We start from the raw sequence: 1,285 nt of genomic DNA, 5'->3' as shown, positions 1-1,285 counted from the left end.
CCATAAAACTATATATTAATAGAAACTTACTTAGAATAAAAAAACAACTTAACTACTCACTATCTAAATCTTGCTTGTAATCTGAGATATTTTCTATTACTTCAATTATTAAAGACAAGTGTTATAATACCTCCTATATAGGTGTTAAAATCTTAAAAAACCCACAAAAAAATATTATTTTGTGGGTTTTCTTAGAAAAATTATACTTTTAAATAAGCTTCTTCTAAACTTTTGTTTATTATTATTTCATTTGAATAAAAACTTTTCTTATTATTTCCCCATTTAATGAAAACCTTAGCCTTATATACTCCAAATTCAGTAATTGGATAACAATAGGTATTAGAATGTGTATACATAACTTTTTTAACTGGTTCTTTATTGCCGTTTTTGTAGATGTAAAAAGCGTAAGAAATTAAGTTATCTTTTTCAAGTTGACTTGGAACTTTACAATCAATAATAAGATGATCATTATTTCTATATTCTAATGTGCATTCTAACTCTTCTCGTTTAACAATAATTCTATTTAAATTATTTATTAAAAAGTCAGGATAGTGGTTTCCTAATTCCGAATGACTATTATAATCTTTTACCTCAATATTACATGGGATGTTTTTTTCTATTAATTTCTTAATAAAAGGTTTGACGTATTCAATATAATGTAAATCACCTCTACCACCATGTATATTATATTGTGTATTATTCATAGGGTTGGTAAATATACTTTGATAAAAGTCATTTAAGTAATCACGTGCTATTTCATCAGAACTACCAGTTATTAGCTTTAAAACATTTTCTCTTGTAAATTTATTTTTATAAATATAATCACCAACTCGGGTTTGCATTCCACCAACAATAGTGTGTCCATAACTATATTTCATTGCTAGGTAAAGAGCCGCGGTGCCACCTTTACTTGATCCACAAGTAATAATGTTACCATGTTCAACATTTATTTGTTTAGCTAATTGACTGATTAGTAATACAACTGATTTTTCATAATCTAATTTTTTGTTTTTTCCAAGGTAATAACATGGAAGTGAGTCATAAATATCTAATATGTATAACTTATTACAATTTATATCCTGCGTATGTCTTAGATATTGATATTTCGATGTAACACCTAATTCCTCACTTCCATTAAAGGCCGAAAACATAACAAACAAATAGTCGGATTTTATTGGAGAAGGGAAGAACAAATATTTTAAATCCACTTCCCCTTTAAATACTTTTTCGTTTTGTTCAATTAATTTTTTTATTGACATATGTTTCTCCGTTATTTTTAATGAAT

1 protein-coding gene is annotated in these 1,285 nt (G+C 26.1%); it reads right to left on the bottom strand.

The annotated features are described in order from the left end of the window. Positions 1–200 precede the first annotated feature (200 nt). Positions 201–1,285: hypothetical protein (locus CN514_RS25095; RefSeq protein WP_098234860.1), on the bottom strand; the 1,085-nt coding region annotated here is incomplete at its 5' end.

It is taken from the genome of Bacillus sp. AFS001701, from assembly GCF_002559405.1.
GTDB lineage: Bacteria > Bacillota > Bacilli > Bacillales > Bacillaceae_G > Gottfriedia.
This window is presented reverse-complemented; position numbering and strand designations above follow the sequence as displayed.